Origin of the sequence: Alteromonas lipotrueiana (assembly GCF_019249245.1) — a bacterium.
Lineage (GTDB): Bacteria > Pseudomonadota > Gammaproteobacteria > Enterobacterales > Alteromonadaceae > Alteromonas > Alteromonas lipotrueiana.
This window is the reverse complement of sequence record NZ_JAESDK010000008.1, coordinates 48634-72542: the sequence shown is the minus strand read 5'-3', so window position 1 is coordinate 72542 and position 23909 is coordinate 48634. Positions and strand designations below refer to the sequence as shown.

20 protein-coding genes are annotated in these 23909 nt (G+C 43.6%); 16 read left to right on the top strand and 4 right to left on the bottom strand.

Annotated elements, in window-relative coordinates:
• The first annotated feature begins 15 nt into the window (after window positions 1-15).
• From atpD to JK130_RS07320, 3 genes are all read left to right on the top strand, one after another.
• The gene (gene atpD / locus JK130_RS07330; protein WP_218353670.1) at window positions 16-1401 is read left to right on the top strand and encodes a F0F1 ATP synthase subunit beta; all 1386 of its coding nucleotides are present in this window, start codon (window positions 16-18) and stop codon (window positions 1399-1401) included.
• A 64-nt stretch (window positions 1402-1465) separates the two neighbouring features.
• Complete coding sequence (locus JK130_RS07325; RefSeq protein ID WP_218353669.1) at window positions 1466-1882, top strand: F0F1 ATP synthase subunit epsilon; 417 nt, start codon at window positions 1466-1468, stop codon at window positions 1880-1882.
• Between the two features lie 237 nt (window positions 1883-2119).
• Entirely contained in the window at window positions 2120-3103 is a 984-nt protein-coding gene (locus JK130_RS07320; RefSeq protein ID WP_218353668.1) for a hypothetical protein, read from the top strand.
• On the opposite strand, the gene JK130_RS07315 is transcribed toward JK130_RS07320, so the two are convergent.
• Window positions 3100-3675: a tRNA-uridine aminocarboxypropyltransferase gene (locus JK130_RS07315; protein WP_218353667.1), complete on the bottom strand. Its 576-nt coding sequence runs from the start codon at window positions 3673-3675 to the stop codon at window positions 3100-3102. The two genes, JK130_RS07320 and JK130_RS07315, sit on opposite strands and share 4 nt — an antisense overlap.
• Before the next feature lie 33 nt (window positions 3676-3708).
• On the opposite strand from JK130_RS07315, the gene JK130_RS07310 reads away from it, so the two are divergent.
• The 3 genes from JK130_RS07310 to JK130_RS07300 all read left to right on the top strand — a co-directional run bounded on the left by JK130_RS07310 (window position 3709) and on the right by JK130_RS07300 (window position 6151).
• Window positions 3709-4050 (top strand): MGMT family protein, encoded by a 342-nt coding sequence (locus JK130_RS07310; RefSeq protein ID WP_218353666.1) that lies wholly within the window; start codon window positions 3709-3711, stop codon window positions 4048-4050.
• Window positions 4051-4116: 66 nt separating this feature from the next.
• Window positions 4117-5319 carry a cyclic di-GMP phosphodiesterase gene (locus JK130_RS07305; protein ID WP_218353665.1) on the top strand — a complete coding sequence of 401 codons (1203 nt, stop codon included), beginning with the start codon at window positions 4117-4119 and terminating at the stop codon, window positions 5317-5319.
• Window positions 5320-5509: 190 nt separating this feature from the next.
• Window positions 5510-6151 (top strand): YiaD family glycine zipper/OmpA-like lipoprotein, encoded by a 642-nt coding sequence (locus JK130_RS07300; protein ID WP_218353664.1) that lies wholly within the window; start codon window positions 5510-5512, stop codon window positions 6149-6151.
• A 50-nt stretch (window positions 6152-6201) separates the two neighbouring features.
• Here the strand turns inward: JK130_RS07300 and JK130_RS07295 are convergent, their stop codons facing one another.
• Window positions 6202-6681, bottom strand: a complete 480-nt coding sequence (locus JK130_RS07295) for a nuclear transport factor 2 family protein (RefSeq protein WP_218353663.1) — start codon at window positions 6679-6681, stop codon at window positions 6202-6204.
• Between the two features lie 84 nt (window positions 6682-6765).
• Here JK130_RS07295 and JK130_RS07290 point away from each other — a divergent pair, with 84 nt between their 5' ends.
• The gene (locus tag JK130_RS07290; protein ID WP_218353662.1) at window positions 6766-7326 is read left to right on the top strand and encodes a YceB family lipoprotein; all 561 of its coding nucleotides are present in this window, start codon (window positions 6766-6768) and stop codon (window positions 7324-7326) included.
• 3 nt (window positions 7327-7329) lie between these two features.
• Here the strand turns inward: JK130_RS07290 and JK130_RS07285 are convergent, their stop codons facing one another.
• Window positions 7330-8256, bottom strand: a complete 927-nt coding sequence (locus JK130_RS07285) for a homocysteine S-methyltransferase family protein (protein WP_343210986.1) — start codon at window positions 8254-8256, stop codon at window positions 7330-7332.
• Between the two features lie 278 nt (window positions 8257-8534).
• On the opposite strand from JK130_RS07285, the gene JK130_RS07280 reads away from it, so the two are divergent.
• Window positions 8535-9539: a YecA family protein gene (locus JK130_RS07280; protein WP_218353661.1), complete on the top strand. Its 1005-nt coding sequence runs from the start codon at window positions 8535-8537 to the stop codon at window positions 9537-9539.
• Between the two features lie 859 nt (window positions 9540-10398).
• Here the strand turns inward: JK130_RS07280 and JK130_RS07275 are convergent.
• Window positions 10399-10632 carry a hypothetical protein gene (locus JK130_RS07275; RefSeq protein WP_218353660.1) on the bottom strand — a complete coding sequence of 78 codons (234 nt, stop codon included), beginning with the start codon at window positions 10630-10632 and terminating at the stop codon, window positions 10399-10401.
• A 294-nt stretch (window positions 10633-10926) separates the two neighbouring features.
• On the opposite strand from JK130_RS07275, the gene JK130_RS07270 reads away from it, so the two are divergent.
• Genes JK130_RS07270 through JK130_RS07235 form a run of 8 tightly spaced genes read left to right on the top strand, consistent with a single transcriptional unit; the run spans window position 10927 to window position 23126 of the window.
• Window positions 10927-11148, top strand: a complete 222-nt coding sequence (locus tag JK130_RS07270; protein WP_218353659.1) for a helix-turn-helix domain-containing protein — start codon at window positions 10927-10929, stop codon at window positions 11146-11148.
• A gap of 6 nt (window positions 11149-11154) precedes the next feature.
• Window positions 11155-12654 (top strand): type I restriction-modification system subunit M, encoded by a 1500-nt coding sequence (locus tag JK130_RS07265; protein ID WP_218353658.1) that lies wholly within the window; start codon window positions 11155-11157, stop codon window positions 12652-12654.
• On the top strand, window positions 12651-13544 hold the full coding sequence (locus tag JK130_RS07260) for a hypothetical protein (RefSeq protein ID WP_218353657.1): 894 nt from the start codon (window positions 12651-12653) through the stop codon (window positions 13542-13544). The genes JK130_RS07265 and JK130_RS07260 overlap by 4 nt, the downstream gene beginning before the upstream one ends.
• Window positions 13537-15018: a type I restriction-modification system subunit M gene (locus JK130_RS07255; RefSeq protein ID WP_220099497.1), complete on the top strand. Its 1482-nt coding sequence runs from the start codon at window positions 13537-13539 to the stop codon at window positions 15016-15018. The genes JK130_RS07260 and JK130_RS07255 overlap by 8 nt, the downstream gene beginning before the upstream one ends.
• On the top strand, window positions 15011-16153 hold the full coding sequence (locus tag JK130_RS07250) for a restriction endonuclease subunit S (RefSeq protein ID WP_218353656.1): 1143 nt from the start codon (window positions 15011-15013) through the stop codon (window positions 16151-16153). Before JK130_RS07255 ends, JK130_RS07250 begins: the two co-directional genes overlap by 8 nt.
• Window positions 16154-19204 carry a type I restriction endonuclease subunit R gene (locus tag JK130_RS07245; RefSeq protein ID WP_218353655.1) on the top strand — a complete coding sequence of 1017 codons (3051 nt, stop codon included), beginning with the start codon at window positions 16154-16156 and terminating at the stop codon, window positions 19202-19204.
• A gap of 9 nt (window positions 19205-19213) precedes the next feature.
• On the top strand, window positions 19214-20023 hold the full coding sequence (locus tag JK130_RS07240; protein ID WP_218353654.1) for a Hachiman antiphage defense system protein HamA: 810 nt from the start codon (window positions 19214-19216) through the stop codon (window positions 20021-20023).
• A complete protein-coding gene (locus JK130_RS07235) occupies window positions 20013-23126 on the top strand; it encodes a DEAD/DEAH box helicase (protein ID WP_246587724.1) in 3114 nt (1037 codons plus the stop codon). Before JK130_RS07240 ends, JK130_RS07235 begins: the two co-directional genes overlap by 11 nt.
• Window positions 23127-23909 lie beyond the last annotated feature (783 nt).

Below are 23909 nucleotides of genomic sequence, written 5' to 3'. Positions count from 1 at the left end.
TAACGAGGACAAATTATGAGTCAAGGTAAGGTCGTCCAAATCATTGGCGCCGTTGTGGATATCGAATTTCCACAAACCGCGGTACCAGGTGTATACGACGCACTACGAGTCACTGAAGGTGACTTATCCGGGTTGACCCTGGAAGTGCAACAGCAATTAGGTGGCGGCGTAGTACGTGCCATCGCTATGGGCTCTACCGATGGTCTGCAACGTGGACTGGCAGTAGAAGATACCGGCAAAGCGATTCACGTTCCGGTGGGTACAGCTACATTAGGCCGTATCATGGACGTGTTGGGTAACCCTATCGACGAAGCAGGCCCGATTGGTGAAGAAGACCGTATGTCTATTCACCGTGCAGCGCCTACTTATGAAGAACAGTCAAGCTCGGTAGAACTTTTGGAAACCGGCATTAAGGTTATTGACCTGGTATGTCCGTTTGCTAAAGGTGGTAAAGTTGGACTGTTTGGTGGTGCCGGTGTTGGTAAGACCGTAAACATGATGGAGCTTATCCGTAACATCGCTATCGAGCACAGTGGTTTCTCGGTATTTGCCGGTGTAGGAGAGCGTACTCGTGAAGGTAATGATTTTTACCACGAAATGAACGAGTCTAACGTACTTGATAAAGTATCGTTGGTATATGGCCAGATGAATGAGCCGCCAGGTAACCGTTTACGAGTTGCTTTGACAGGTTTGACCATGGCTGAAAAATTCCGTGACGAAGGTCGTGACGTACTGTTTTTCGTAGATAACATCTACCGTTATACACTTGCAGGTACCGAAGTATCGGCACTGTTGGGTCGTATGCCATCAGCGGTAGGTTATCAGCCTACACTGGCTGAAGAAATGGGTGTACTGCAAGAACGTATCGCCTCAACGAAAACAGGTTCAATCACGTCGATTCAGGCGGTATATGTACCAGCCGATGACTTGACCGATCCGTCACCGGCAACGACCTTTGCTCACTTAGACGCAACGGTTGTATTGTCTCGTGATATCGCGTCTTTAGGTATCTACCCTGCGGTAGACCCATTGGACTCTACATCACGTCAGTTGGATCCTCTGGTTATCGGTCAGCAGCATTATGATGTTGCCCGTGGTGTTCAAACTGTATTGCAGCGTTATAAAGAGCTGAAAGATATCATTGCGATTCTGGGTATGGATGAGCTGTCTGAAGAAGACAAGCTGGTTGTAACCCGTGCCCGTAAGATTCAGCGTTTCTTGTCTCAACCATTCTTCGTAGCAGAAGTATTTACTGGTGCGCCGGGCAAATACGTCTCACTTAAAGATACTATCAGTGGCTTTAAAGCGATTCTGGATGGTGAATACGACGATCTTCAAGAACAAGCCTTCTACATGGTTGGCTCAATTGAAGAAGCCGTAGAGAAAGCCAAAAAAGCGTAATATTGAAGGCCGCCTGACATAGGCGGTCTGACTTTACGTTGACTACCTACCTTAGGAGGTTTACATGGCAGCTATGACAGTACATCTTGATGTGGTAAGCGCCGAGCAGAAAATTTTTTCTGGTCGTGTTGAAACACTTCAGGTGACGGGCAGCGAAGGTGAGCTGGGTATCCACCCGGGTCATGCGCCCCTGATCTCAGCAATCAAACCCGGTATGGTGCGCTTGGTAAAACAGCATGGTGAAGAAGAAATGATTTACGTTGCAGGTGGTGTACTTGAAGTACAGCCTGGTAACGTTACCGTTTTGGCTGATACCGCTGTACGTGCAGAAGATTTGGACGAACAGGCCGCTGAAGAAGCAAAACGCCGTGCCGAAGAGCATATTGCTAATCCAGGTGCTGATTTTAATTACGCAGAAGCCGCTCACGAGCTGGCAGAAGCAATTGCTCAATTGCGATTGATTCAAAAAATACGTAAATAAACAGCACGCCATAATTATTTGAAAGCCCGTTTCAGACGGGCTTTTTTGTGCCTGCTTATAAATCGCGGTTAAGGTTATACTTTATGCACTAAAATTGTCTGCAATTACTTAATTTTTATACGTTCGAGGAGATTCATAACTACAAAAACATTGCGTCATAATAGGGAGTAAGTAAACTAGCGCAGCGGCTGTGAACAGCCCCATTAAAATAATAACTGCATGATGCGGTATACAACAATGTTGAAGGACTTTGACGAAGAAATAGACGGAAAAGACCTGATGGCGACCAGTTTACAGTCTGACAAGCTTGTACAGCTACCGGTATGGCTAAGCCCGGTAGCATATGCAGTTACAATTGCTGTATTACAATCAATTTTTATCCCTACGTTCAATGCGCCGGTAATAACAAATATACTCACCACCACCTTTATCAATAGCGTAACGCTGCTTGGTGTACTTACGGCTTTGTTTTGGATAGCGCTGCGTATCATTCACAACAAGGCAAATAGCGCTATGTTGGAATACTTACTCGGCCAGAACAGCCTGAGTAAGTATGCGTTTTACCGTAAGCGAACTGAGGTGCGCATGCGCAATCACTGCATCGCTGCATTTGCTGCTGCGTTTATATGCTTTCCTTTTGTATTTACGGTTTTGCCCGACGCAATTTTGCCTCCTACGTTGCAGCGAATGATTATGCTGGGCTGTTTATTTGTAGCTTGGCTATATCTGTTTCAAAGCATAGGTCTCGCTCGCTTTTTATATCGACATTTCTTGATGCATCAAACCGATTCATTGCAAAAAATTGAATGTCAGCGACAGGTTTATCATGTTGTAAAAACCTTATCACGTACCTCAATGGGGCTGTTATTGTTGTTGCCTGTGTGTGCAGCAGGCTCGCTTCATTACGAACAGCTGGGCATTGCTTTTAGCATCGGTTTAACCGCGCTGTTACTTGTTGTATTTAATGTGCTGTTTTCGGCCTACCAGCAGGGCAAAGTCAGTAAAACTCAGTCATTGGAACGCCTGGACCGCAAATTATATTTTTTGAGCCGGCAATCTAAATACCGTAAAGACGCATTGAATCATGCAGCGATGCGATTGCACAAAGAAAAAAAAGCATTACAGAGCTGCACCTGGCACTTTGTGTCACCTGGTGCCAAAGTAGGGTTGCTGTTATGGAGTATCGCAGTTCCTACGCTATGGTGGCTGGTACTACGCTAACGGCGCCAATGTGCGGCAGGGCCTTGCCAAAAGCTCTGCATCGATTCCTGAAGCCTGAGTAAGGGGTCGCTATTACATTGGTAACCTTGTTTCAGGCTATAAGCCGCGGCCTCCAGTGTCGACAAACTATAAGATTTTTCAGTGTGTCGTATTCGATAGGCTGACGAGGGTGCCTGAGAAAAGTGCCAGGCGGGCAGGGCTCTGAGCCACTCTAATTTTTGAAATAACCCATAGGCCTGACGCCAGGAACCATCAAGTAATACAAGTTGCCGGGGCCGTTCATTTGCAAATGTCTCACTTTCAATAGGTTGACTGTGGGAACCTGGGTAAAGTAAGCCACATCGATACTGACTGGCTAACTGTTTTGCGGGTAAAAAGTCTTCTTCACTATTGCCGGTTACAATTAGCGTATCTGGTATAACAAGCGGTATCAGCCGGGCGGTATTTTTAGCATGCCCCGCTTCTTTATGATGTTGTAAAATAATAAATCTTACCGGACTTTTAATTGGTATAACCTGATTACATACACAGGTTGAGACCGGAAAGTGACAGTGTGAACAATAACGGCGCATCAAGTTTTTTCTTTATTACAGCGGGTATCCAGTATGCCTAATAAGGTCTATGAACAGCAAATTATTGCAATAGTTAAACTTATACCTTCTGGAAGGGTGGCGACATACGGTCAGGTAGCCGATTTGGCCGGGCTTCCACGTCGGGCGCGTTTAGTGGGTACTGTACTAAAAAACGCCACAGCTCAATGCTTACCTTGGCATCGGGTAATACGGGCTTGCGGCACTATAGCCTTTGCTGATGGATCGCCGCAGGCATCTGAACAGCGTCAATGTCTTCTTAGTGAAGGTATTGAAATTAACGGCAACAAAATAGCGATTAAAAACCATCAATGGCAGCCTGATATGTATACGCTACTGTACCTTATACGCACATAAATACTTTGTGTTTAGGCGGATCTGGGATAACTTCCCAAAGTTAATAATTTTATCCTGTAGGCTGTCATGAAAGAAGGTTTACTGAAAACCATTTCTATTTCTCAGTTAACGCCGGGAATGTATGTAAGCAAGATCATAGAACAAACCGGCGACATCAAACTAAAATCAGAAGGCAAGGTTACCTCGCAAGACATAGTCGAGGTTCTTAAAGCCCGAGGGGTGAAAAGGCTGATCATCGATGGCTCAAAGGCATTTGATATAAAAGCCCCCGACAGCCACGTATCTGAACCTGCTTTGGTAACGCAAAACACCGTTCAGAAAAAAATTACTACGCCTTTTTACAAAGAAATTCAACAAGCCGAAAAACTTCATGCTCAGGGCAAAGTAATTCAAAAGTCATTACTGGCTTCGGTTGAAAAAGGTCAGCCCTTTGATGAAGCTATTCCTAAAGCCTTTTCGCAAAAGCTGGTGGAATCGATTAACCGCAACCCAGATGCATTACTGTGTTTGACACAAATCCGTGAAAAAGATGACTATTTATTAGAGCACTCGCTGAATGTTGCTATTTTATTGGCAAATTTTGGTCAGTTTATCGGTATGGACGAAGCGCAGGTTAACGATTTAGCCTATGCCGGCTTTTTACACGATATGGGTAAAATCCGCATACCGGGTGAAATCTTACATAAACCAGGCCGTCTTACTGACGATGAAATGGACATCATGAAGCAACATGTGATGTTTGGAGTACAAGCCTTGGAAGAGGCTAAAATTGCGCCTTTTTTGATAAATATTGTAAGTGAACACCATGAACGGTTAGACGGCAAAGGTTATCCGGCGGGCAAGGCCGAGACTCAAATTTCTCGGGAAGGCCGTATGCTAGCCATAGCTGACATGTACGATGCACTAACAGCACAGCGATGTTATAAAGCGGGTATGCCCAGTCAAAAGGCGATGAAATTATTATTGCAGGGCGCCCCCCATCAACTTGATAGTCAGTTGGTACAGATGTTCATCAAATGTATGGGAGTGTATCCGGTAGGAAGCTTAGTTAAGCTTTCTAATAACAAACTTGCCATGGTCGCTGAGCAGACAGCTTCACCGCTGACGCCTATTGTTAAGGTTTTTTATTCTGTGACGGGCGATCACTTTTTAGAGCCTAAAGATTTGAATCTGGCTCATGAAAAACACTTATCGATAGAGTCTTCGGTATTGGCCAGCGACTATAAAATTGACTTTAATAGTTTCTTCGAACGTTCAATTTCTATTTAAATGCGTAAATACAAGACTAGAGGAACGTCGGGTGCAAATTTTGCTGGAACGTTTCTAATCTCATTGTCTACACTGTAAAACAGATGCCCGTTTTGGTGGAACAACTTTTGCACTATTGATTGACACATAAAAAAGCGATGGACTGAGCGATATCGTTTTTACCTTTTTATTGATGATTGACGAGGATGTTATGAAAAAAACACTGATTGCAGGCGTGGTCGCTATGACAGTAGGTATTGCTGGCTGTGCAAACGATCCATCGAATACTCAAAAAGGCGCGGCACTGGGCGCAGTAGTAGGGGCCTTACTGGGTAAAGCAACAGGCGATAATGATAAAAGCCGTTATGCCTGGGGCGCTGCAGTAGGCGCCATTGCCGGCGGGGCAATTGGTAAGTATATGGACCGTCAGGAAGAAGCGCTACGTGATGAGCTGGCCGATACCGGGATTGAGGTGGTGCGCGAGGGCGATAATCTTAAACTGATTATGCCTGGCGACATAACCTTTGCCACCGACAGCGCTTCTATTGCATCTCAATTCAACCCGATATTAAACGATGTAGCCACCGTAGTTAACGAGTACGAAAAAACGGTATTACTAATTAAAGGGCATACCGATGATACAGGCTCTGAGCAGTACAATCAGTCGCTATCTGAGCGCAGAGCTCAGTCGGTAAAAAACCTGCTCACCAGCTACAGCGTAAACCCTAAACGTATTTCGACTGTAGGGATGGGCGAATATCAACCGAAAGTGCCCAACACCAGCGCGCAGAATCGTCAGCAAAACCGTCGTGTTGAGTTAGAAATTCAACCGCTGACTAAAGAGAATACCTAATCTCAAGATACAGAACGCCGGAGGCATATTCCGGCGTTTCTATATTCACATTATTGAGTTTCGTGCTGTTTTATAGCCTGTGTTATCTGCTTGGCTAAAGCATTAGGAATAGGTATAGCCAGATGATATTGCTGTATTTTCCATTTTCCATCGTGTTTTTGTAAAACACCAGTCCCCCGGGTTACGCCATAAGATGCATGTTTAAGCCGTTCATCAAACCACGCAATGTTGCCATCTTTTGAAAAATAGATATGCCGTGTTTGCGGATGATACGTCCACCCATCTCCGCTTTCAAACACAGGTTTTGCGTAGCGTTTAAATTGTTCCAGTGTCCAGGTTTCAGAAGCATCTGTGCCAATAAAAATTGCGTCGCTGGCATAATAAGCAAAATAATCATTAAAGCGAGCTTGTTCTGCTGCTTTGTGCAGTGCATCCAGCACCTTATCGACGTTTTTGGCAGACGCTGCCAGGGCAGAAAAAGAAAGGGTTAACAATGAGAGACATAACAAGAACGCACGAAGTATCGTCATTTTGTGGGCCTTTGGCATATAGAAATCGTAAATAGGTAGCAGTACACTTTACTCTATAATTGTTCTGATAAAAGGCGTGGTTTAATGAAATATAGCATAGTGGGTTTGTTACTTTTGTGGCTTTCAGGATGCGCCAGCTTGTCTGAATATTCTACGTACTCGGTAACTCAAAGTGAAATGGAAAGTTTGCTTGATAATCAACTTACTGAATTACAGGATCAGGCACGGGTAGCCGGTATTCCTGTCACACTGGCTGTGGATGACATGTCTGTCGAAATTGGGCCTGAAGGGCGTGAGATTGTGCAGCTGGGGGCTGCGGCCACCGCCACCGTAAAGGCTTTCGGTTTTTCGTATCCTGCGAAAGTAAACCTGCAAATTGAAGGTCTGCCTTATTATGACAGCGATAAAAAAGCGATCTTTTTACGTTCATTAAAGCTTTTGGACAGCAGCATTGATGCTGGTGGTTACAAAGGCAACCTGGCGCCAGTCAGCGGCCAGGTTATGAACCTGATCAATGGCTATTTAAGTAATCAGCCGGTGTACGAGCTTGATACTACCAATACGGCTATCAGCGTATTGTCACAAATACCACTAGAGATGCGTATTGAAGCGGGTCGTCTTACATTAAGACCCCGTTCTCAGTAAATATCAGGCAGACTTATTTTCGGCTTTCCAATGGCTTAGTGCCTGAATATGTTCAGGTCCTATGCCACAACAACCACCAATAAGCGTTGCGCCGGCTTGCGTCCATTGCTTAACATACTCAAGGTAGGCAGCGGGCGATAGTTCGCGCATTGGCTGCGACTGGGAATTGGCCGAATAATCTGTAGGTATGGGTACAAAATTGTTTGCATAAACGCCCAGAGTCAAACTGCGCGAATGCTGCTTCATGATAGCTTGCGCCTCTTTTAAAGCTTGTAACATAACTTCAGGTACTGAACAGTTAAAAGCCAGGCCGGTGGCTTGCGAGTCGTTACATACTGCCAAGATTGCGTCTACCACAGGTTGTCCTGAACGTAATCTTGCGCCTTCGGTAAGACTGTCTGCCAGGGAAAATGCGTAGTGCACCGGCTTTGTAGTGGCTTTCGTGGCAGTTTGTGCCACATTAAATTCTTCCAAACTTGCCAGTGTTTCAACAATAAACAGATCGCAATACGGCTTTTGAGCTTCAAGTAAGTCTGTGTAGATAGTTAGCGCAGCAGACGCATCAAAAAGATCGGGGCGATAGCTGCCCATTGGGGGCGGTAAACTGCCCGCTACCTTAATATTCAGCTCAGGATATTGTGCGGCGGCCTCACCCGCAATTTTTGCAGCGAGCGTCGCCAACTCACAACCTTTCGACTGATATAACTTCTCGCCTAAATGAAATGGCACACACGCATAACTGTTCACAGTAATAATCTGAGCGCCTGCTTCAATAAAACGGCAATGCGCCAGTTTTACTGACTCCGGAGCCTGCCACAGCGCCTGAGCGCTCCAGTAAGGATGGTCAAAAGGCGCACCAGAACGCTTAAGTTCACGCCCCATGCCCCCATCTAAAATAACAATATCGTTCATATTCTTTGTATTCAGCATTATCAACATTGCTGCTTACCGTAAAACAAACAAGCACTAAAGCAAAAGCCCACGCTAAACCATTTACTTATAAGACATAAAAAAGCCCCTGAGCTTCGATTAGCGTGGAGCGCTCTTATGCGCTCAGTTGTTTATTACTTACCAGATCGGGTGATAAAGGGTCTTAGTTATGGACTGCATGAGGTTGTATAAAGATATACAGCACAAGGTAATTGACAATGCGCAAAGAGCAATTCAATGTTTTATGTAAGGCTTAGGAAAAATGAGTGAAGTAAATAATGAAACTCGGTCGTAACGAGCTCTGTCACTGCGGAAGTGGAAAAAAGTATAAGCGTTGTTGTATGAACAGCGTTTCTAAACCGCATACACCTGTATTTGATGATGCTGAATCTATGCTGGCGATGAACCCGCACCTGACCATCGACGAACTTGACGCTGCTTTGAAACACAAAGCAGAGCATCGCAATAACCAACCGCACCCAGACTTTTGTGGGGTAACTCCGGCACAGATGTCTAATTGGCTCCACGCACCTTTTGATGAGTTGCAGTGGGTAACAATCAATACGCCCGAAAATCTTTGTCCCAGCCCGGTCATGCGTTATCTGACTCTGATAATTGAAGAGGCAATGATTAATGAAGGGGCATTTAAAGCTACCAGTAAGGGAAATTTACCTGCCAAGCTGGTGAAACAGGCCAGTGAATTACTTCCCGAATTCGCGGTTAAACAGTACGAAAGCGACATAAGCATAAGCCAGTTTTCCGGCAGCAATGAAGATAAATTCAATGCCTTGCACTACACACGAATTCTGGCCGAAATTGCGGGCATTATTTACCGACGCAGTGGTCGATATCATGTTAAAAAGTCAGCTCAAAAACAGTATCAGGCTCATGGTGTTCACGCATTTTTTAAACCTATGCTAGAAGCCGCTGTCAGTAAATACAATTGGGGTTACTTTGATAGTTTTGAACAAAATGTAGATTTACCTACTGTATGGCTGTTTATGTTGTGGCGTATACAAAAACATAAAAGTGTGGAGATACTTATTGAAGAGGTAATGGTTGCTTTTCCAGACCTTCTGCAAGCATTCTCTTCAGATGATTACTTTTCGCCTGAAAGACATTTAAGCATGTCAATTGAGTCACGGTTTATCGACCGTTTTTTACAGTTTTGGGGCTTTGTTATTATAGATCCAAAATGTTATTTGAACGGGGAACCTATTGATAGAACGGTAGAGCTTCAGCCTCTGTTAAAGCAAACATTTCAATTCGCAATCAATAATTAGACGGCCCATTACTGCTATTTTCACAGTCACTTGATTCACCCGAAAGGCTTTATCAGTCAACTCAAGTAAGCACAGACCGCTCTGCTTTGTCTGGTAGCTTAGAATAAGAGAAGTCTTAGATGAGCTTTAAATCAATCAAAACCTTGATTTACAGCGAACCCTTACAACAGGCGAGACTGTAAAAATGGGCGTGTTAGCTAAAAATTAGCAAGAGATCTTCTTTGTGAATAACGATAAATATACTGGCAACTCCGCAAGCTAATGAGCGACTCCAGCAAGCTCCTAAAGAATCACCCCAGGGTATTCGCTGTAGAGTTTGTTGGTGATTTTATATGCCTCGCTCGGCAATAAGCGGTCAGTAAAACAACCCTGTTAGCATCAAAAAAGAGCATCGAGCAACGAAAGCAAGAAAACGCCATTTTTACTTGGTTGAGATAAGTCGGGTTAGAGTAAATACACAGCAAAAACATTCGCGCCCACGCCCGACAGGCAACCACAAACCAAGGTTATCAGTACCGTGTTTTTCATCTGCCGGGGGAAAGTGAAAACCGGTTATAATGGTAAAAAAGCCCTGTATTTTCACTGCTATAACAGGACAATACAGAGCTTCTGAGCTAGTACATCTAAGCATACTCAGTTGGGTAACTTTTTACCCAAAAACCTACTCAATATTCTGGATCTGTTTGCCGTTTTAAATTTCACGATTCCAGTGATTACAAGGCCTGAAAAGTACTTTTGACCCATTTTAAAGCTTTCTTACTCACCAGTGTACTCACCATAAAGAAATCGAAAAAATTTATGAAAAAAATAAAAAAATGCTCAATTTCTTATTGGGAAAGTTGGGATATGGGAAACATAACTAACTATCTGCGTCAGTAAAAACACAAAATGGTGAGTGCAAAGAGACATTCACAGACAACAAGCAATCATCACGAGTGATCCAGAATTGTAACTTACTGCTTGCTTTAACCAGGTAAAATTTATCGCTAGGCCGAACGTGTTTAAGAGTGGTACGTTCAATAGGTTTTGCCGACCTTGCTATATCAGCAAATTCTACTTTTTTAGCCCTGTTTATAAAGTCCATAGATTTCATAGAAGCCCCTTTCGCTATTAGGTTGGTAAGTTTTAGGCGCCTGTCGCCTAAAGGCGCGCCATACCTCATGGCCAACACAGACTACGCAGAGAAAAGCCAGTCAAGCTAGAAATCGCCCGAAGGGTTGCGAAGCAAGGGGGCCCCGCCTGCGGGGTTCCGATTTATGGCTTTACAGGATTTGAACGAAGTGGTTTAGGGCTTGATGTGTAATTTTGTCATTTCAACTTAAAAAATTGCTTCTTAAGTGCTAAGTGTTATTCTAGTGAAAGTAAACATATTTGTTTGGAGCAAACAGTGATCAAGTGTCACCTCGCAAGGCTAATGGGCGAGCACAAAATGCGAATTGCAGACGTTGCCAGAGAGACAGGGTTGAGTAGAAATACTATTACTCTGCTTTACCGTGAAACAGCGCAAAAAGTAGATCTTGAAGTAATAGATAAACTCTGCATTTTGTTTAATTGCGAGATAAGCGAACTATTTGAACAAACAACACATGACGACCAAACAGGACACTAGCAGTAAATGACCCTGATAAAACTAAAGGACCTCGAAGCACATTTATGGCATGCGGCACATATCATTACCGGGCCCATTGATGCTTCTGATTACAAAACATACATTTTTCCTATTTTATTTTTCAAACGTATATGTGATGTGTATGACGAAGAGTTTCAGGAAGCAATGGAACAGGTAGGTGATGAAGAGCTTGCTAAAGGTGAAATGTTTCACCGAATTCAGATCCCTGAAAACTGTCATTGGCGCCATGTCTTCAATCGGACCAAAGATGTAGGGCAATCACTCAAAGAAGCCTTCAGAGGTATAGAGTTAGCAAACCCTAAACTGCACGGTATATTTGGTGATGCGAGCTGGACTAATAAAGAACGCCTATCCGATGAACTTCTGGCGACCTTGTTAAATCACTTCAACAAGATAAATCTTGGTGTTGCGTCAGTGCGTGATGACGATATGGGGCGTGCATACGAGTACCTAATCAAGCGTTTCGCTGATAAAGCCAACAAAAAAGCCGGTGAATTCTATACGCCTCGAACCATTGTTCGTTTAATGGTTAACATCCTAGACCCACAAGCCGGTGAGAGCGTCTACGATCCTGCATGTGGTACAGGCGGTATGTTGCTTGAAACCATTCATCACGTAAAAGAAAACGGTGGTGATCCACGCCTGCTCAAAATCAAAGGCCAGGAAAAGAACCTAACCACCGAAGCCATAGCCCGTATGAACCTATTTCTTCATGGCCAGGAAGATTTCGACATAATACGTGGAGATACACTTCGAGACCCCAAGTTCATTCAGAATGACCGCCTCGAAACATTTGATTGCGTTATTGCAAACCCGCCGTTCAGCTTAAAAGAATGGGGTTATGATCTTTGGGCTAACGATCCCTATGGCCGAAAGCAGTATGGTTTAGCACCTAAAACTAACGGTGACTTTGCTTGGGTGCAACATATGTTCGCCTCATTGAATGAGCAAGGGCGTATGGCTGTGGTGTTGCCTCATGGCGTTTTATTTAGAGGCGGTGCAGAAAGCAAGATTCGTACACAGCTTTTAAAAGAAAACCGCATCGAAGCAATCATAGGTGTAGCGTCAAACCTATTTTATGGCACAGGTATTCCGGCATGTATTTTGGTGTTACGCAAATCGCGTCCGGTCAGTCATCAAGATCACGTACTAATTATCAATGCGGAAGAAATCTTCACCAAGGGGCGTGCGCAGAATACTCTCTCAAATGAGCAAGCGGACGAGATTTATAACATCTACCAACAACAAGAGTCAGCAGGCCCCAAGGCAGATGAAGTCGAAGGTGTTGCTCGCTGGGTGCCGATCAGTGAAGTCGAAGAAAATGACTTTAACCTCAATATTGCTCGCTATGTTCAAAAACCACTCGAAGAAGAAAACATCTCAGTGGAAGAGGCATTAAAAGACTTCCAGCAAAAACTGACCGTTTTAGAACAAGCCGAAAATGAACTTGAAGCTCTGCTGATCAAGGAAGGATATGAAATATGAAGTTAGAAAAAGCCTATTCGATTGAATTAGAGAAAGAAATAACTGCACAAGATGCCGATGTTCATTATGCAAATGGAAGCATTACTTCAAAACATCACTTCAAGTGCCCCGATAATAACTGCGAATCGCAAATAATATGCACAAACCTAACTCGCCCTAAAAAGTTGAGAAAGCGAGACCCCTACTTTAAAGCAATTGAAAAGCACTCTCCGGATTGTGAGATTGGCAAAGCTATTAGAGACAGCCCAACTCCTACTGGTGAAGGTGACTCTCCTTATGGCACAGATACTCCGATTGAAGGTGCTGTAAGACTAAACTTGACAGCTCCCCCCGTGAAAAGGCCTAAAGCAACTAGCGGAGGTACGAGTGGAGGAAGTTCAACAGGGACTGGACCTGGTAGAGGGCGAGATGGTAATAGCGACGAAGAAAGAACAGTAACTCCAACCAAAACTGTTAGCAGCTTAGTGGCCGCATTTTTACAAAATAAAGAATTTGACATAGAACTCCCAGGACAAGAGAGCATTTCGCTTAGGGATTTTTTCGTCCCAGTTAATGGGCAAGACCTTGGAGATTTTGTAGACGAATATCGTATTTACTATGGCAAAGCAGTTTTCCATTCGAGGCTGGCTGGCCAAGGTTTCCTAGTTAGATTTGAGAATACTTTGCAACATGGTGAGTTGATAAAAGAGCCTACGTTTTTTATATCAAACGAATCCATTCAGGCGTGTAGTTTAAGCAAATTTAAATTTTCTGAACTTCAAAAGCAAGCAGACAGCAACCTTCGTAACGTATTCATATTGACTAATATTGCACCGTTCCCGAATTGGTCGGAAACATACATTAATTTCGATCTTGAAGCTCTCCATTATATGGATTATCGAGATGAATAAGCATAACCTAGAAAACCTTCTCTGGGGTGCTGCCGAGTTTTTGCGCGGCCAAATAGACGCCTCAGACTACAAGCAGTACATCTTCCCACTGCTGTTTTATAAGCGACTGTCGGATGTATACCTTGAAGAATATACTGAAGCGCTGGAGATACATGAAGGCGATGCTGAATACGCCGCCATGCCCATGTTCCACCGTTTTGATATTCCGCAGGATGCCCCCTGGGAAAAGATACGCCACACCAGTAAAAACATTGGTGAAGCCATTCAGAACGCACTGCGTTTAATTGAAGCCAACAATCCGCGTTTACATGGCGTGTTTGGTGATGCCCAGTGGACTAATAAAGAGCGCCTACCCGATCACCTGCTATCTGACCTTATTGAGCACTTCAGTAAAATTCCGCTGGGGATTAAATCGGTCGCTCAAGATGATCTGGGTGAGGCTTACGAATACCTCATCAAAAAATTCGCCGACGATTCTGGTCACACCGCTGCCGAGTTCTATACCAACCGAACCGTGGTGCATTTAATGACGCGCATCATGGGTTTAAAGCCCGGTGAAACGGCTTATGACCCAACCTGTGGCACCGGCGGTATGTTGCTTAATGCGGTAATGGATTTGCGCACTCACGGACAGGAATGGAGGTCGGTGCATCTCTATGGCCAAGAGGTAAACTTGCTCACGTCGGCGATAGCTCGAATGAATATGTTCCTGCACGACATTGAAGAATTCGATGTACTGCGGGGTGATACGCTGGCTGAGCCCAAGTTTATTGAAAACGATCAGCTTAAGCAGTTTGATGTAATTTTTGCCAACCCGCCTTATTCGATTAAAAAGTGGAACCGCGACAAGTTCGCTGCCGATCCATACGGCCGCAATCTTTACGGCGTACCACCACAAGGTTGTGCCGATTATGCGTTTTACACTCATATCATTAGAAGCCTAAAACCCGACACTGGCCGCGCCGCCATGCTCTGGCCACATGGTGTTTTGTTCCGTGATTCCGAGCAAAGCATCCGTAAAGAAGTGATCGAATCGGACATAATTGAGGCGGTAATTGGCTTAGGAAAAAACTTATTTTATAACTCTCCAATGGAATCTTGTGTCATTGTTCTTAATTGTAATAAGCCCGAAGAGCGAAAAGGTAAGGTTTTATTTATAAATGGAGTTAAGCATGTCACTAAAGAGCGTTCTCACAGCCTTTTAGGAGATCAGGATTTGCATACTCTTTGCGAGGCATATTTTGAGCCTTTTAAAAATAACGATATCTGCCAATTAGTGAGTATCGATACGATAAAAAGCAATAACTATAATCTATCAATACCTTTGTACGCTCCCGTTGACATTAAAGACGATGAATTAGATATGAGTCAGCTTATCGAAAAATGGTCGATTGGTAGAGTGATAGTTCACAAAAAAGCTAACCGGGTTTTGAATACCTATGGCTTTGGTGTAGAGGGAGAGAGTAATGATTAAGAGTAACCTCTCGTTCATCAATATTAAATTTGGCGAAATTGCGGAATTAGTATCCTCAAGAGTAAATCCAAAACTAGGTGATGAAAAAAAATATATTGGCCTGGAACATTTGGATTATGGTTATTTAAAAATAACCAGATGGGGGTCTGACGTTATACTTAAAGGGCAAAAGCTTGGCATGAAAAAAGGTGACATACTGTTCGCCAAGCGGAATGCCTATTTACGCCGTGTTGCTATAGCACCATTTGATGGCATTTTTTCCGCTCATGGTATGGTTATTCGCCCAATTGGAAATAAAATTCTTCCTGCTTTTTTACCTTATTTTATGCAATCCAATCAGTTTATGAATAGGGCTATAGCTATATCAGAGGGATCTTTATCTCCTACAATAAAGTGGAAAATTTTAGAACTCCAGTCGTTCAAAATCCCCACAATAGACCAGCAGGAACAGTTATTAAAAACGCTAGAAAAATTCGATCATATCTTGGAACTGAAAAAGGGACTTCAAGGTTCAATTTTAAATTTGAAAAGAATTTCGATATCTAAATTTTTCTCCAAAAAATACCTAAAACAATATGATGCGAAAGAAGTTAGCTTTCTTGAAACATTAGATATAGTTAGCGGTCAAGTAGACCCAACTTCAGAGCCATATAAAGACTATCCACATATAGCTCCTGACAACATGGAAAAAGGACTCGCAACTCTACTACCTTATAATACCGCCCGTGAGGACAATGTAAAAAGCGGGAAGTATCTGTTTGATGACGAACACATTCTATATAGCAAAATACGTCCAAACTTAAGAAAAGTTGTATTCCCAAAAATTAAAGGTGTGTGTAGCGCCGATGTTTATCCTCTTAAAGGAAAGAACGGTCTAACTACTGAATACCTATTTTATTTGCTCCAGTCTGAGCATTTTAATCAGTATGCAATAGGCACATCAATGCGGACTGGAATGCCCAAAATTAACCGACAGGATTTGTGTGCATATAAATTTCACCTACCTCCTGAGGATGTTCAAGTTTCAACCGTTAATAAGTTAAAAACTTTAGACGATATGTATATTGAAATAAACAATGCGATATCGAGCGCTTTTAACTTAAAGGGCTCATATCTAAATTCAATGGAGTCATAAATGTTTGACGAACTGAGCGTAACAGAAAATGGAATTATTGACCGCTTAAAAGGTTTAAGCGGGGTAAAGTGGACTTATTGCCACGGTGAGAACTTGCCGAAAAAAGCGCAGGATATTTTTGTCGATGAATGGCTTAAAGATGCACTTTGTTCGTTAAATCCCGATATCGCCAAACAGCCGGATTATGCGGATGAGGTGATACATAAGCTTCGAGGGTTGATACTTGAAGCTCGTAATACCGGCTTAGTTAAAGCTAACGAAAATTTCCAAGAATGGCTGATGGCGGAGAAAAGCCTTCCGTTTGGTGAGAACGGCGACCACATAACCATCAACCTGATTGATTACGATAACATTGATAATAACGACTTTGTGGTAGCGCAGCAGGTACATTACATCGCCGCTACCGAAGCCTATTTTGACATCGTGCTTTATGTGAATGGCATTCCCCTGGTAGTAGGCGAAGTGAAAACAGCTACTCGCCCGAGTGTTACCTGGCAAGACGGTGCCGCCGATTTTATGGGGGGGAAAAAGGACTACTGGAAAAACGTAGAGCCTTTCTTTGTACCTAACCTGTTGTGTTTTGCTAGTGAAGGTAAAACTTTTGCTTATGGTGCAATCAATGCCCGAGTGAAAGATTGGGGGCCATGGCACAACACAGATCAACGTGAAGAAATTTTGCCTGGAATGGCTTCCGTTTTACAAAGCGCTGAGGGCTTGCTAAATCCAACAACCTTACTGCAATTACTGGAGTCGTTCGCGCTATTCTCGACGATTAAAACGGGCAAAATTACGCCCCCTAAACGAATTAAAATTCTCCCACGTTATCCCCAATTTGAAGCTGCTAAGCAGATTGTTGAACGGGTACGTAACGGTTATCCGAAAAAAGGCTTGATATGGCATTTCCAGGGCTCGGGTAAATCCCTCTTGATGCTCTATGCTGCAAAGATGCTTCGTGCTGACAATGAGCTTAATAACCCAACCGTATTGGTTGTGGTAGACAGGTGTGACCTGGACAGCCAGATCAATGAGACCTTTGGTGGTGCGGATGTTAAAAACCTAATCAAAGTACAAAGCTGCAAAAAGCTCGGCGAACATATCGAACAAGACAGTCGTGGCATTTTGATTACCACCATCTTTAAGTTTAAAGATGTGGAAATTGATGACAGTAACCCTAACGGCCTCAACAACCGCGATAACATTATTGTGTTAGTGGATGAAGCCCACCGCACCCAAGAAGGTGGCTTGGGTGAGAAAATGCGCTGGGCCCTGCCACAAGCGCACTTCTATGGGTTAACCGGTACACCGATTTCCGGCATTGACCGCAATACCTTTAAGCTATTTGGCGCCGAGGAAGACCCCGGTCGCTACATGAATCGTTACAGCTATAAGCAGTCGATCCGCGATGGCGCCACGAACCCAGTGAAATTTGAACCACGCTTGGCCGAGCTACGCGTTGATCGCGATGCCATCAACCAAGAATTTGAGCAGCTCGCCAAAGACAATAACTTGGACGACGAAGAAAAAGCGGCGCTTTCTAAACGCGCTGGCAAGTTGGCGGTGATGCTTAAAGCGCCGAAACGCATGGCCGCAGTCAGTGCTGATATTGCTGAACACTTTAGCAGCCATGTTAAGCCGAAAAAGATGAAAGGCATGGTGGTGGTTTATGACCGTGATGCTTGCGTTCAGATGTATTACTTGCTGGGCGAAAAACTCGGCTTTGATGCCGTTGAAGTGGTGATGAACGTTGACCAAGCTCCTATCATTGACGACAAAGGTAAGAAAAACAAAGACTGGGCTAAGTGGGAAAGCGATAAGGACATTCCAGTTAAGGAAGAAGACTTCAAGCGTTGGCAGACAATTGATGCTGAAGAACAAACTCAGAAAGATCTTATCGAAGGCTATAAAGACCCACAGAACCCGCTACAGCTTATTATTGTTACCGCGAAATTGCTTACAGGTTTTGATGCGCCGATTTGCTATTGTATGTATTTAGATAAGCCGTTACGAGATCATACGCTTCTTCAAGCTATGTGTCGTACCAACCGCTTATATGAGACTGACGAGACACGCAAAAATATGGGCTTGATCATTGATTACCTAGGCGTGTTTGAAAATCTGCGTACCGCGCTTGCTTATAATCCAGATGAGATCGAAGGTGTTGTTGAAGGCATCGAAGCTTTCAAGGCGTTGTTACCCACACAACTGGATAAGTGCTTGTCTTTCTTCCCCGGTGTAGATAGAACCCTTGAAGGGTTTGAAGGTGTTATGGCGGCACAAGATTGCTTGCCGACCAATGAAAAGCGAGACGAGTTTGCCGCAAGCTTTGGTGTACTTACAAAGCTATGGTCAGCCATTAATCCAGACCCATTTTTAAATCCATATCGACAAGACTACAAATGGCTTGCGCAAATCTATGAGTCGGTCCGCCCTGTCGGTCAAACTGGCGCGTTAGTTTGGGCTGCTCTGGGTCCTGAAACCATCAAGATGATTCACGAGAATACGGACATAAACCGTATTAGGGATGATATTGATGAGCTCATTATGGATGAGCATGCGATTTTCACTCTAACGGAAAAAGAGCAAGAGCAAAGAGCTAAGCGTCTTGAAATCGATCTTATGGGCCGATTACGTGGCAGCGGCGAGCCAAAATTTGTGGAGTTAGGCGAACGTTTAGAAAAGCTGCGACAAGATTACGAAGCTGGGGTAATCAAGGCTATTGACTGGTTGAAAGCGCTGTTAGATGCCGCAAAGGACACTGTGCAAGCTGAACGCGAAACTGGTGAGAAAGTAGTTACCGAAGAGGATAATGTTCAGGCCCTTACCAAGCTGTTCATGGAAACTCGTCCAAATAGCACTCCTCAAGTTATCCAGGATGTAGTGGAGCAAATCGACAAGATTGTTAAAGCTAAGCGCTTTGACGGCTGGCAAAACTCCAACAGTGGCCCACGAGAAATACAAAAAGCATTATTGGTAACTCTGGCCCAGTTTGCTCTTGGTAAAGATAAAGAGCTATTTAACAAGGCTTATGGATATATAGAAGAGCATTATTAGGAAGTAAAAATGCCATGGACAAATGAGCATATTCAGTGGCTCCAAGACACTGGTCAAACACTGACACTTCAGTGTGGTAAGCAAGCAAAAGTTTATCGATTTCATCATGATGTTAATGATCAAGTTAAAATGGCCGCTTGGGCAAAACATTTTAGAAATCATTACTGTAGTGATGCTGAGATCGACATGCTTAAAGCTCCCGGACAGTCTCGCACTGAATACCTGTTAGAAATGAAGTTTCCCAATGAAACAGTAGCGCCTGGTCCGAGTATTCGAGCGGGGGATTTTGCTGAAATTCTTGTCGCTGATTATTTAACGTTTTTACATGGTTATACAGTTCCAAAAACTCGATATGATCGTAAAGGTGTACCAAATGAATCCACTAAGGGTTCTGATGTTCTAGCCTTTAAACAAATCGATGGAAAGCCTAGCAACGACGAGCTCCTAGTTTACGAAGTTAAAGCTAAATTAAGTCCAGGCGCTAAGTCTATGCTTCAAGAAGCGGTTGACCATTCTGCAAAGGACCATTTGCGTTTAGCTGAGTCGTTAAACGGTATCAAACAAAGGATGATAGATCGAAATGATCTACAGAACGCAAGCATGGTTCACAGGTTCCAAGACAAAACTAATCAACCATACAAATTAAGATTTGGTGCGGCTGCTGTATGTTCCGATAGCGCATATGATGACACTTTACTTGCGAGTGCAGATTCATCACAACACCCGTACTCAGATGACCTTGAGTTGTTTGCAATTCGAGGTCATGAATTGATGGCGTTAGCCCACGCACTTTATGAGAGGGCTGCCCATGAAGTTTGAAAATAAATCTTTCAAGCTGTTATCGATAACTAAATCGAAAGCCAAAATGTACGAATTTGGTTTGGACGAAGAGCACCATATTCAGTTACCAGAGTCACCAAATGAATTGCTTCTTATGACTATCGCAATACTTGGTGATTTATGCCGGGAAGAGTTGTCTGAAGAGGTTAATCCTGAATATATCGAGCAGCGTCGTCTAGAGCTAAGAAACGCAGCCAGATACTTTGATGCGCTTGTAGGGTCAAAGTTGCAATCAAACTATGATTATTACCTGTGCCTGCTGGGGTCTGCATCCTATTATTTAGCAGATATGCCTGGTAGCGCAGCAGTATTAGCGGAAAAAACTTGGCAAAGAGAGTTCCTTACTGAATCGGGACTAGAAAACATCTTAAGTTGGTTGTTACTTGGGCAGAAAGGTCCTCAATTGTATGGAGAGGGGGCCCCAATTCAGGAGGTGATACAAAGCTTCTATACCGCTATGGCAAGGTACATGAGTGGCAATGCATCGGCCCCCAAGTTAAACGAAGATAAAGGTTTCATTCACCGATTAATGAATGAAATTAGTACATTTTTCCATTCAAATGGCACAGATCGAGAGTTACTCATAGCGGATATCATCGCTTCGATAGTAATGAGGAAGTTAAAGAATTCATCGATTAACTTGCTACCGGCCTATTCCGACCTACCGTTAGAACAATGGTTAAAAGCCCTTTCCAAAGAGACCTTTATAAACGAATTATGGCCTGCGCAACGATTGCTAGGTGAAGCGGGGGTGTTCAGAGGAACATCCGCTGTAGTGCAACTACCAACAAGTGCTGGAAAGACTAAATCAGCAGAATTGGTTATTCGCTCTGCTTTTTTATCAGAACGAGCATCGACAGCCGTTATTATCGCTCCTTTTCGATCGTTGTGTAGAGAAATTACTGACTCGCTGAACGTAGCTTTTAAAGACGAGGAAGTGTTAGTTAACCAGCTAAACGATGTTCCGCAGATAGATGAATTTGATATCGCCCTATTCTCTCAACTATTTGAAACTAATGAAGCGATAACTCCTTCACCTTCAATTGTTGTTGCTACCCCGGAAAAGCTAGTTTATTTGCTTCGCCATAAGCCTGAATTGGCTGAGGCTATAACACTGGTTATTTACGACGAGGGACATCAATTTGATACAGGCTCTCGAGGAGTAACTTATGAACTTCTTCTGACGAGCCTGAAGCAAAAACTGCGGTCTGATACGCAGCACCTACTTATTTCAGCTGTACTATCTAATGCAGCGTCAATAGGTGACTGGTTATATGCTGGCGAAGGTGAGGTGGTTAATGGCGCAGAATGCTTATCAACTGAGCGCAGTGTAGCGTTTAGTAGCTGGCGAACTGGGCTTGGCCAATTTCACTACGTTGAGCCGTTGAACCCTAATTCAGAAGAGTTCTTCGTCCCTAGAGTTCTAGAGTCCTTTCCATTGCCTATGCAAGGTCGTGAAAGGAATCAAAAGTATTTTCCCAATAAGTCAGATAAGACGAGTATTGCTGCATACCTCGGACTCAAGTTATCACAACAGGGACCGGTGGCTGTCTTTTGTGGAACTAAGAAAACAGTTGCATCTATATGTAAATTGATTGTTGCAGTACATGAGCGTTTGCCAGAACTTCCAATTCCTAGAATGACGAGTGATCAGGTTGAAATAGATAAAATATCTTATCTAGCCGCAGCGCATCTTGGCCCTAATGCACCACTCGTCAGAGCAATTAACAAGGGGGTACTTCCTCATAGCGCAGGCGTACCAAATGGATTGCGTATCTCAACTGAATATGCTATGGAGCATGGGCTAGGTCAATGTGTTATTTGTACTTCAACTTTAGCTCAAGGGGTAAATTTACCGATCAAATATTTGGTGATGTCAGGAGTTTTCCAAGGGCGGCAACGCATTTCAACCAGGGACTTTCATAACTTACTAGGCCGCGCCGGAAGGGCCGGAAAGCACACGGAAGGCAGCATTATTTTTACAGATACGGAACTGTACGACGAACGCCGTACCTCAAAGCGTTGGCACTGGAGTCAAATGAGCGGACTGCTTGACCCTGCACAATCAGAAAGTTGCTTAAGTAGTCTACTTACCTTGGTAAAACCATTCCTGAATGACCAATTTGGCGTTGATCCCATAAAATTTGTAGAGTTTCCGGATAAATACGAAAGTCTGGTATTAAAAGCAATTGAGCGTCAAGGTGGTGATCATCAGTATTTACTAAGCCAGATGGACGAGCGTCGAAAATATATAAAAAACTTGGAAAGCTTTGTTCTATCGAATTCAGATGAACAAGACCCAATCGATAGGGAAGAATTAGAAGTACTTTACACCCAAACTTTTGCGTACTCTTTAGCAAATAAAGATGAAAAACAGAAGCTTGCTAAAGTATTTAATATCATCGCAACAAGAGTGAATCAGATTGATCCGGCTAAGCATGCATTCTATGGTAAGGCCCTGTTAGGTCTTGAAGAGCTAGATTCTATTGAAGCGTGGCTGCACTCAAATATAGAACGGTTGTCCGGTTGCGATGAAATTCTTGAGCTTCTCGAAATTATATGGGAAGTAGTATCTAATCTGTTGTCCAACACTAGCTTGAGCAAATTAATCGGCGGAGATCTTATTATTGCTAAATTGTGGTGTTCTGGAAATCCGTATCACGATATTTTGGGACAACTTACGCGTGACGGAGTTAAGTTTAAAGCAGGCAATCAAGAAAGAGAGCTCACGTTAGAAAATATAATCGATATTTGTGATCGCAGTTTGGGTTATGACGCAATGTTAGTTGTAGGGGCTTGTGCAGACTTGCTTGAAAATATTTACGGAGAATCGGAAGTTGCTGAATCAATAAGGCATCTTCAGGTTTCATTGAAAGTTGGGCTGAAAGATGAGCTTTCAATTTGGCTGTATTCGCACGGACTCGCGGATAGAGTTATTGCAGAAGATGTCGCGAATTCAATAAAGAGCTCAGAACAGGTGCCAGAATTTCCAGACGATTCAATCTTCGACAAGTATTATCCAATTATTTCGCAGAAGCTGAGTAGATACCCTACTGCATTTTATAATGCTGTTTATGACTGATAGAAATTCAGGCCATAAAAAGCAGCTGCACACCCTTGACGCTTATAGTAAAAACTAGAGCCGCGTATCTATTCAGATACGACTATCCTTTGAGATGGTAGATGCTAAAAACCCTAAAAGCATCTACTAGGATTGTTCACCTCTTGGACAACGCCCGGTTGTACCATTAGCCATACGGCCACCTAGGTAGAGGTCGTCTGTAGAGTAGACGGGGCTGGTGTGCAGCCACTGATTTGAACTATAACTGACCTTCCTACATTGTGCGTCAGAAAAACACCCCTAAGTTTTCCCCGGTTTTTTTTAAGGCGGATTGGCGACGAGTCGTCCCTACTCGAAAGATGTAGGGACGACTCGCAGAGTCGCCCGTCGAGGCCACTGCTCATGATGCCTCGACACCCAATCCGCCTTGAAAAATTACAGGGCCAGAAGAGGGATGGAGATTTGAGCGTGTCACAAAGGTGTTGCAATCTCTGATCACTGTGATAATTTTATTTATGAACTAGCTCGACATGAGCATCAAGAAAAAGGGCGTATCCACTGCCCGCAACACGTTCCTGAGGAGCTGCATTCGCAGCATTATGGGTCATACGGCCACCCCACTATATACAACACAAATATAAACCACAGTAGTTCGCGCTGTATTTCAACAGAAATCACACGGCTCAGCTTTGTTGCTTTAGACCAGTTAGCCTTTATGTCTTATGACAATATGCTCGGTTACGCACCGTTCATATGGCTTTAAAACTTACCTATTTTGGCGTTTCGCCCCCTGGTCTTCGGTTT

Bases quoted from the DNA above. Each gene is read 5' to 3' on its own strand.
- atpD (WP_218353670.1), top strand. From the start codon at position 16: ATGAGTCAAGGTAAGGTCGTCCAAATCATTGGCGCCGTTGTGGATATC.
- JK130_RS07325 (WP_218353669.1), top strand. From the start codon at position 1,466: ATGGCAGCTATGACAGTACATCTTGATGTGGTAAGCGCCGAGCAGAAA.
- JK130_RS07320 (WP_218353668.1), top strand. From the start codon at position 2,120: ATGTTGAAGGACTTTGACGAAGAAATAGACGGAAAAGACCTGATGGCG.
- JK130_RS07315 (WP_218353667.1), bottom strand. From the start codon at position 3,675: ATGCGCCGTTATTGTTCACACTGTCACTTTCCGGTCTCAACCTGTGTA.
- JK130_RS07310 (WP_218353666.1), top strand. From the start codon at position 3,709: ATGCCTAATAAGGTCTATGAACAGCAAATTATTGCAATAGTTAAACTT.
- JK130_RS07305 (WP_218353665.1), top strand. From the start codon at position 4,117: ATGAAAGAAGGTTTACTGAAAACCATTTCTATTTCTCAGTTAACGCCG.
- JK130_RS07300 (WP_218353664.1), top strand. From the start codon at position 5,510: ATGAAAAAAACACTGATTGCAGGCGTGGTCGCTATGACAGTAGGTATT.
- JK130_RS07295 (WP_218353663.1), bottom strand. From the start codon at position 6,681: ATGACGATACTTCGTGCGTTCTTGTTATGTCTCTCATTGTTAACCCTT.
- JK130_RS07290 (WP_218353662.1), top strand. From the start codon at position 6,766: ATGAAATATAGCATAGTGGGTTTGTTACTTTTGTGGCTTTCAGGATGC.
- JK130_RS07285 (WP_343210986.1), bottom strand. From the start codon at position 8,256: ATGCTGAATACAAAGAATATGAACGATATTGTTATTTTAGATGGGGGC.
- JK130_RS07280 (WP_218353661.1), top strand. From the start codon at position 8,535: ATGAAACTCGGTCGTAACGAGCTCTGTCACTGCGGAAGTGGAAAAAAG.
- JK130_RS07275 (WP_218353660.1), bottom strand. From the start codon at position 10,632: ATGAAATCTATGGACTTTATAAACAGGGCTAAAAAAGTAGAATTTGCT.
- JK130_RS07265 (WP_218353658.1), top strand. From the start codon at position 11,155: ATGACCCTGATAAAACTAAAGGACCTCGAAGCACATTTATGGCATGCG.
- JK130_RS07260 (WP_218353657.1), top strand. From the start codon at position 12,651: ATGAAGTTAGAAAAAGCCTATTCGATTGAATTAGAGAAAGAAATAACT.
- JK130_RS07255 (WP_220099497.1), top strand. From the start codon at position 13,537: ATGAATAAGCATAACCTAGAAAACCTTCTCTGGGGTGCTGCCGAGTTT.
- JK130_RS07250 (WP_218353656.1), top strand. From the start codon at position 15,011: ATGATTAAGAGTAACCTCTCGTTCATCAATATTAAATTTGGCGAAATT.
- JK130_RS07245 (WP_218353655.1), top strand. From the start codon at position 16,154: ATGTTTGACGAACTGAGCGTAACAGAAAATGGAATTATTGACCGCTTA.
- JK130_RS07240 (WP_218353654.1), top strand. From the start codon at position 19,214: ATGCCATGGACAAATGAGCATATTCAGTGGCTCCAAGACACTGGTCAA.
- JK130_RS07235 (WP_246587724.1), top strand. From the start codon at position 20,013: ATGAAGTTTGAAAATAAATCTTTCAAGCTGTTATCGATAACTAAATCG.